Raw genomic sequence first — 7,762 nt, forward strand, 5'->3', positions numbered from 1 at the left:
GCGCCCATGCTGCTCGAAGTGCGCGATCTGCACGTGGAGTTCCACACGAGGGACGGGGTGGCCAAGGCCGTCAACGGGGTCAGCTACTCGGTCGACGCGGGCGAGACCCTGGCCGTCCTCGGCGAGTCCGGCTCCGGCAAGTCCGTCACCGCCCAGGCCATCATGGGCATCCTCGACATCCCGCCCGGGAAGATCACCGACGGCGAGATCCTCTTCCAGGGCCAGGACCTGCTGAAGCTCAAGGAGGACGAGCGGCGCAAGATCCGGGGCGCGAAGATGGCGATGATCTTCCAGGACGCGCTGTCCTCCCTCAACCCCGTGATCAGCGTCGGCGACCAGCTCGGCGAGATGTTCCAGGTCCACCAGGGGATGTCCCGCAAGGACTCCCGGGCCAAGGCGATCGAGCTGATGGACCGGGTCCGCATCCCGGCCGCCAAGGAGCGGGTCGGGCAGTACCCGCACCAGTTCTCCGGCGGCATGCGCCAGCGCATCATGATCGCGATGGCGCTCTCCCTCGAACCGGACCTGATCATCGCGGACGAGCCGACCACCGCCCTCGACGTGACCGTCCAGGCCCAGGTCATGGACCTCCTCGCCGAGCTCCAGCGCGAACTCAACATGGGCCTGATCCTGATCACCCACGACCTCGGCGTGGTCGCCGACGTCGCCGACAAGATCGCCGTCATGTACGCGGGCCGGATCGTCGAGACCGCCCCCGTCCACGAGATCTACAAGGCACCCGCCCACCCCTACACCCGCGGACTGCTCGACTCGATCCCGCGCCTGGACCAGAAGGGCCAGGAGCTGTACGCGATCAAGGGCCTGCCGCCGAACCTCCTTGCCATCCCGCCCGGCTGCGCCTTCAACCCGCGCTGCCCGCTGGCCAGGGACGTCTGCCGGACCGACGAACCACCGCTGTACGACGTGTCCGAGGAACGCCACAGCGCGTGCCACTTCTGGCAGGAGGCCCTCCGTGGCTGAGCCGATCCTCGAAGTCCGCGACCTGCACAAGCACTACCCCCTCACCCGGGGCATCGTCGTCAAGAAGCAGGTCGGCGCGGTCAAGGCCGTCGACGGCGTCGACTTCGACCTGCGGGCGGGGGAGACCCTCGGCATCGTCGGCGAGTCCGGCTGCGGCAAGTCGACCGTCGCGAAGATGCTGGTCAACCTGGAGCGCCCGACCTCCGGGGCGATCCGCTACAAGGGCGACGACATCACCACGCTGTCGCCGAAGGCGCTGCGCGCGGTCCGCCGCAACATCCAGATGGTCTTCCAGGACCCGTACACCTCGCTCAACCCGCGCATGACGGTCGGCGACATCATCGGGGAGCCCTACGAGATCCATCCCGAGGTGGCCCCCAAGGGCGACCGGCGGCGCAAGGTCCAGGACCTGCTCGACGTCGTCGGCCTCAACCCGGAGTACATCAACCGCTATCCGCACCAGTTCTCCGGAGGCCAGCGCCAGCGCATCGGCATCGCGCGCGGCCTCGCGCTCCAGCCGGAGATCATCGTCGCCGACGAGCCCGTCTCGGCGCTCGACGTCTCCGTGCAGGCCCAGGTCGTGAACCTCCTTGAGAAGCTCCAGAACGAGTTCAGCCTGAGCTACGTCTTCATCGCCCACGACCTGTCGATCGTGCGGCACATCTCCGACCGCGTCGGCGTCATGTACCTCGGCCGGATCGTCGAGATCGGCACCGACAGCCAGATCTACGACCACCCCACGCATCCGTACACCCAGGCGCTGCTGTCGGCGGTCCCGGTGCCGGACCCGGACGCCCGGGAACACCGGGAGCGGATCATCCTCAGCGGGGACGTGCCCTCGCCCGCGAACGTCCCCTCCGGCTGCCGTTTCCGCACCCGCTGCTGGAAGGCGCAGGAGCGCTGCGCGCTCGAAGTCCCGGAGCTGGCGGTCCCGGCGGTCTTCCGGCTCGCCGACACCCCCGCGAAGCACGACTCCGCCTGCCACTTCGCGGAGGAGAAGCACGTGGTGCCGACGGAGGAGGAGCTGGGGGAGAAGAAGCCGGGCGAGCCGGGGGCGGAACCCGGCGAGCCGGGGGACCAGGACCAGGGCAAAACCCTGTGAGGCGCCGTCACATGCCTTAACACACAGGCAACTCGACCGACCCGGATCCGATATACGAACGCGCCAAGCTCGACAGCGTACGGCCGTGCGGGTGCCGTAGGCCGGCCGGAGCGCGCCATGTCGCCCCGGCCGGCCGACACCGCCGTTCCACTTGCCGGTCGAATATGCGGAACCGCTTGTTTCGACGCGTGGTAGCCGTGAGTATCGGCTCCGTGACAGTGACACGACCGGCACGTCTCACCGGCGCCGCGCTGTGCGGGGCGCTCGCGCTCGTCATCGTCGTCTGGCTGCTGCGGGACCTCGCGGCCTTCGGCTCGCCCGCCGACCTCGGCTGGTACTGGGCGGGCGACCACGCCTTCCTGCTCCGGAGCAGGTCCGCCACGTCGCTGCTCGATCCCCTCCTGCTCGTCGCCTACGCCGCCACCGCGGTCGCCGCGCTCCGCTCCTCCCTCGCGGCGCCCGCGCTCGCCGCCGCCGGGGCCGTCACGCTCGCGCTGCGGCTGCCAGGACTCTGGGCCACCGGCGTCGACGCGCTCGTCACCACCCTGCTCACGCTCGCCCTCGCCACCGGACTCGTCGTCACCGCCGCTCTGGGACGCCGCGACGCCTCCGAACGCCCGGCCCGCCCCCGCAGAGCCCCGGCCGTCGCCGCCGGGGTGCTGTGCGCGGTGGCCGCCGTCGCCTGGGTGGCCTGGGAGGTGCACTGGGCGCGGGACCTGCCGGTCGAGGCGACCGTCGACCGGTTCACCGGCGGCCGCTCGCTCCTCCTGCCCGCCCTCGCCGTCCCGCCGGCCTGGCTCAACGTCATGCTGGCCGCCCTCTTCCTGGTCGCCGCGGGCAGCGCCTTCGTCCGCGCCCCGCACGCCCGGCCGCTCGGCCTGTTCGCGGGGCTGCTCCTGGCGGGCGGGGGGCTCGCCGGGGTCGCCACGGCGTTACGGACCGGTGGCTGGGCCGGACACCTCGCCGGGCTCGACGAGACCGGCCGACTGGCCCTCGCCACCTCCGCGTACGGGCTGCTCGCCGGGGCCGCCGTACTCGTCCTGTCCGCCGTGCGCGGGGCGCCCCACCCCGACGCACGCGGTCCGGTGGCCGCGCTGCCACCGGCCCCGCCGCACCCCCGCCCGCCGGGCTGGTGAGCCCTCAGGGCCTGTGCGGGCCCTGGTGCTCCAGGCCCAGCGAGCGCTTGAGGAACTCCACCTGAAGCAGCAACAGGTTCTCCGCCACCTGCTCCTGCGGGGTCATGTGGGTCACGCCCGTCAGCGGCAGCACCTCATGCGGGCGCCCCGCCGCGAGCAGCGCCGAGGAGAGCCGCAGCGTATGGGCGACCACCACATTGTCGTCGGCCAGACCGTGGATGATCATCATCGGCCGGGCGGGCTCCTCGGGAGCCACCAGGCCGTCGTCGGTGACCAGCGAGTTCGCCACGTACACCTCCGGGTCGTCCTGCGGAGTCCCGAGGTACCGCTCCGTGTACTGGGTGTCGTAGAGCCGGAAGTCCGTCACGGGCGCTCCCACCACCGCCGCGTGGAAGACGTCGGGCCTGCGCAGCACCCCGAGCGCCGCGAGATAGCCGCCGTACGACCAGCCCCGGATCGCCACCCGCCCCAGATCGAGCGGGAAGTCCTTCGCCAGCGCGTGCAGCGCCTCGATCTGGTCGTCGAGCGTCGGCATCAGGTCGTTCTTGATCGCCTTCTCCCAGGCCGGTGACCGGCCCGGCGCGCCCCGCCCGTCCGCCACGATCACCGCGAACCCCTGGTCGGCGAACCACTGCGAGGTCAGATGCGGGTTGTGCGCGGCGACCACCCGCTGGCCGTGCGGACCGCCGTACGGATCCATCAGCACGGGAAGCGGCCCGTCCCCTTCCGTGTACCCGGAGGGGAGCAGTACGGCGCACGGAATCCGCCGTGCGCCCCCCTCGACGAGCCGCACGTCCGCCGTCAGCGCCGGCTTCTCCGCGTACGAGCCGATCACCGCCACCTCCGCGCCGTCCCGCAGCACCCGCGCCACGCTTCCCGGCGCGTCCGGCCGCGCCGAGACGAGCACCGTCACCCCGCCGCCGCGCACCGCGGAGTGGACCCCCACGCCCTGCGAGATCCGCTCCTCTCCCCGCTCGCCGACCCGGTAGACATGGATCTCCCCGGTCTCCCGCTCCGCCCGCTCCTCGCCTGCCGAGGCCGACACCAGAACGTCGTCCGTGCCGATGTCCAGGACCGCGCGGACGTGGAGCGCCGCGCCTGTCAGCGCCCGGTCCCCGACCGCGAGCACCCGGGCCCCGCCCTCGTCGGCGATCCGCACCAGCCGCTCGTCGGCCGCGCCTTCCGGACCGAGCTCCTGCGGCGCCCACGCCGGCGCCCCCGGCAGCAGCTCCAGCCAGACCGGGTCCTCGTCCACCCGCACCGTCCGCGTCGCCCCGGTCGCCGGGTCCACCGCCAGATGCAGCTGGGTCCGCTGGTCCCGGGCCTGCACGAGCAGCAGCGGCGCCCCGTCCGCCGACCAGTGCACCCGCGCCAGATACGGGTACCGCTCCCGGTCCCACTCGACCTCGGTCCGCTCCCCGGCCAGATCCACCACGTACAGCCGCACGTCCGCGTTCGGCGTCCCCGCCGCCGGGTACGGCACCACCTGAGGCTCCCGCTCCGGATGCGCGGGATCGGCGATCCACCAGCGCCGCACAGCCCGGTCGTGGGCCCGCGCCACGAGCAGTCGGTCCGAGTCGGGCGACCACCAGAACCCGCGCGAGCGGCCCATCTCCTCGGCCGCGACGAACTCCGCGAGCCCGTACGTCGTGTGCGCGTCCTCCGGCTCCGCGAGCGCCCGGTCGCCCTCCCCGTCCGCCCCCGTCACCCGCAGCGCCCCGCCCACCACATAGGCCACGTACCGCCCGTCCGGCGACGGCCTGGGGTCGATCACCGGGCCCGGCACCGGGAGTTCCCGCGCGGTCCCCGCCCGCAGCTCCGCCGCGAACAGCCGCCCCGAGAGTGCGAAAGCGGCCAACTCCACTGCCGCGTCCACCGCGTACCCGACGATCCCGCCGGACCCCTCACGGCTCCGCTCGCGCCGCGCCCGCTCCTGAGCCGACAACTCCTCGGCCGCGCCCGAGAGCAGCGCCTCCGGGTCGGCCGCGAGCCGCTCCCGGGGCTCGTCCGTCAGGTCCAGGACCCAGAGCGCGTGGCTGCGTTCGGTGCCGGACGAGGACCGTACGAAGACCACGCGCGCACCGTCGGGGGAGACCGTGAACGTGCGCGGAACGCCCAGCGTGAAGCGCTGGGTCCGGGCGTACTGGCGGGGGAACGACACGGGACGCGACGGCAGTTGTGTGGAGGTCATGCGTCCGAAACTAGCGCTGTGCGCCCCCTCTGTGCCCCCGTACACCATCAATGCGGTGCCACACATAGTTATGATCCGTAGCGCTAGGTGGGTAGGGGACTCCTGACATCTGGCACATGCTCGCCGACCTGACCGTCCGAATATCCGACCGATGAAGTGTGGAGGTGAACCGCCGTGGCACTCTCGATTTCGGCGGTGGTGCTGCTGGCGATCGTCGTCTTCCTGCTGATCCGGAAATCCGGGCTGAAGGCTGGACATGCGGCGGTCTGCGCGCTCCTGGGGTTCTACCTGGCGAGCTCGTCCATCGCCCCGTCCATCAGCACGCTCACCACGAACGTGGCGGGCATGATCGGCGGCCTCAAGTTCTGAGCCTCGTGCTCGTCACAGGCCTCGCCTCGTAGGGTGGGGCCATGACGGTTCTCCCAGCCCGTCGTCTGCTCCTGGTGCACGCGCACCCCGACGACGAGTCGATCAACAACGGCGCCACCATGGCCAGGTACGCGGCCGAGGGCGCCCAGGTCACGCTCGTGACCTGCACACTCGGCGAGGAGGGCGAGGTCATTCCGCCCGCGCTCGCCCATCTCGCGCCCGACCGGGAGGACCGGCTCGGGCCCCATCGCGTCGGCGAGCTGGCCGACGCGATGAAGCAGCTGGGCGTCACCGACCACCGCTTCCTCGGCGGCCCCGGCCGCTTCCGCGACTCCGGGATGATGGGCGTCGAGCAGAACCGGCGCCCGAACGCGTTCTGGAACACGGACGTCGACACCGCCGCCGCGTACCTGGTCGAGATCGTCCGCGAGACCCGGCCCCAGGTCATGGTCACCTACGACCCCGACGGCGGCTACGGCCACCCCGACCACATCCAGGCCCACCGCGTCGCCATGCGCGCCGCCGAGCTGGCCGAGGACCCCGCGTACCGCCCCGACCTCGGCCCGGCCCACACGATCGCGAAGATCTACTGGAACCGCGTCCCGCGCCCGCTCGTCGAGGCCGCCTTCGCCCGGCTGCGCGCCGAGGGCGCCGGCTTCCCCGGCGTCGCGGACGTCGACGACGTGCCGGGGGTCGTGGACGAGGCGCTGATCAGCGCAGAGATCGACGGCGAGAGCACCGGAGAGCCGACCTGGGCGACCCGCAAGACCGCCGCGATGCGTGCCCACGCCACCCAAATCGCGGTCGAGGGTCCGTTCTTCGCGCTCTCCAACGACCTGGGGCAGCCGATCCTCACCACGGAGCACTACCAGTTGGTCAGGGGTACGCCGGGCGCGCCGGAGGGCGTGCGCGAGACCGACCTCTTCGCGGGCATCGAGACGGACCGTGAGGCCGACGCCCAGCGGGACGGGGGTGCGTGACGGTGAAGATCGTCTGGTACGTCGTCCTGGTGATCCTCGGCGCCCTCGTCGGCATCGCGGGCTCCTTCGTCCAAAACGCCTGGTTCCCCGGCGGGTTGATCCTCGCCCTGCTCGCCACCACGGCCGTCTTCTACGGCGGGCTGCGGGCCACCGACACCCAGCTCGGCGTCGTGGCGCCCGGCGCGGCCTGGCTCGTCGCCGTCGTCCTGCTCAGCCTCGGACGCCCGGAAGGCGACGGGGTCTTCGGCGGCGGAGTCGCCGAAATGATCTACCTGCTCGGTGGCATGGCGATCGCTGTGATGTGTGCCACGATGTCGCGGCTCGGCCGACCGGCCCCGTGAACAGGGTGACTTGAGAGAAGCTTCGGTGAAGGGGTGCCCGGACTTCTGCCGGATTGCCCCGTCCTGGGTCCCCGGTCGTCGGGTGCCTGTCCGCCCCGCCCAGTATGGTGGTGCGCGCCGCCGAGCCGCCCGGGTACACGAGCACCAGCAAGAGCGGGCGGTGGAGCCAACCGGGAGATCCTGCTTTGAGTCGTGAAACTGGTCGAGACACCGATAGTTCGTCCTCCGGCGCCCAGGGGCGCGGTGGAGCCGCGTACCCCTCGGGTACACCGCCGTACGGATCCCGCCAGTATCCGTCGCTCCACCCCACGCAGGACGGGTCCGACGAGGCGGCCGGTGCACCGGCCGCGCCGAGCGCTCCTCCGCTGCCGGAAGAGCCCAAGACCGAGACCACGCTGACCACGCGCATCCGGATCAACATCCCGGGTTCGCGGCCGATCCCGCCCGTCGTCGTCCGCAAGCCCGTCGGCGACAGCGGCTCGGAGGCCGGGCCCGCCCCTGCCGCCGAGGCCCCGGCACCGGCCCCCGCGCCCGAGGCGCCCGGCGCCCCGGCGGCGCCCGCTGCCGCGGAGCCGCCGAAGGCCGAGGAGAAGCCGACCAGCGACTGGTTCGCGCCGCGCAAGCCGGCCGCGCCCGAGGGGGCCGGGGCGGCCGGCGTCTCG

Annotated in this window: 7 protein-coding genes and 1 pseudogene; 7 read left to right on the forward strand and 1 reads right to left on the reverse strand. The window is 72.4% G+C overall.

What is annotated here, in order from left to right:
* Positions 1–6: 6 nt before the first annotated feature.
* From AB0E14_RS17730 to AB0E14_RS17740, 3 genes are all read left to right on the forward strand, one after another.
* Complete coding sequence (locus AB0E14_RS17730; protein WP_362418176.1) at positions 7–981, forward strand: ABC transporter ATP-binding protein; 975 nt, start codon at positions 7–9, stop codon at positions 979–981.
* Positions 974–2,083 carry a dipeptide ABC transporter ATP-binding protein gene (locus AB0E14_RS17735; protein ID WP_362418179.1) on the forward strand — a complete coding sequence of 370 codons (1,110 nt, stop codon included), beginning with the start codon at positions 974–976 and terminating at the stop codon, positions 2,081–2,083. Before AB0E14_RS17730 ends, AB0E14_RS17735 begins: the two co-directional genes overlap by 8 nt.
* A gap of 212 nt (positions 2,084–2,295) precedes the next feature.
* A complete protein-coding gene (locus tag AB0E14_RS17740; protein ID WP_362418182.1) occupies positions 2,296–3,219 on the forward strand; it encodes a hypothetical protein in 924 nt (307 codons plus the stop codon).
* A gap of 4 nt (positions 3,220–3,223) precedes the next feature.
* On the opposite strand, the gene AB0E14_RS17745 is transcribed toward AB0E14_RS17740, so the two are convergent.
* Positions 3,224–5,410: a prolyl oligopeptidase family serine peptidase gene (locus tag AB0E14_RS17745; RefSeq protein ID WP_362418185.1), complete on the reverse strand. Its 2,187-nt coding sequence runs from the start codon at positions 5,408–5,410 to the stop codon at positions 3,224–3,226.
* 174 nt (positions 5,411–5,584) lie between these two features.
* Between AB0E14_RS17745 and AB0E14_RS17750 the strand changes: the two genes are divergently transcribed.
* The 4 genes and pseudogenes from AB0E14_RS17750 to AB0E14_RS17765 all read left to right on the forward strand — a co-directional run.
* Positions 5,585–5,779, forward strand: coding sequence for a hypothetical protein (locus AB0E14_RS17750; RefSeq protein ID WP_137993529.1), 195 nt, complete (start codon positions 5,585–5,587; stop codon positions 5,777–5,779).
* Between the two features lie 41 nt (positions 5,780–5,820).
* On the forward strand, positions 5,821–6,759 hold the full coding sequence (gene mshB, locus AB0E14_RS17755; RefSeq protein WP_362418188.1) for an N-acetyl-1-D-myo-inositol-2-amino-2-deoxy-alpha-D-glucopyranoside deacetylase: 939 nt from the start codon (positions 5,821–5,823) through the stop codon (positions 6,757–6,759).
* The gene (locus AB0E14_RS17760; RefSeq protein ID WP_362418191.1) at positions 6,756–7,100 is read left to right on the forward strand and encodes a DUF6113 family protein; all 345 of its coding nucleotides are present in this window, start codon (positions 6,756–6,758) and stop codon (positions 7,098–7,100) included. The genes mshB and AB0E14_RS17760 overlap by 4 nt, the downstream gene beginning before the upstream one ends.
* Positions 7,101–7,204: 104 nt before the next feature.
* Positions 7,205–7,762 (forward strand): annotated as a pseudogene (locus tag AB0E14_RS17765) (hypothetical protein); the annotation flags it as partial.

It is taken from the genome of Streptomyces sp. NPDC047981 (genome assembly GCF_040653315.1).
Taxonomy (GTDB): Bacteria; Actinomycetota; Actinomycetes; order Streptomycetales; family Streptomycetaceae; genus Streptomyces.

Excerpts from the sequence above, each read along its gene's own strand:
- AB0E14_RS17730 (WP_362418176.1), top strand. The coding sequence starts at position 7 with ATGCTGCTCGAAGTGCGCGATCTGCACGTGGAGTTCCACACGAGGGAC.
- AB0E14_RS17745 (WP_362418185.1), bottom strand. The coding sequence starts at position 5,410 with ATGACCTCCACACAACTGCCGTCGCGTCCCGTGTCGTTCCCCCGCCAG.
- mshB (WP_362418188.1), top strand. The coding sequence starts at position 5,821 with ATGACGGTTCTCCCAGCCCGTCGTCTGCTCCTGGTGCACGCGCACCCC.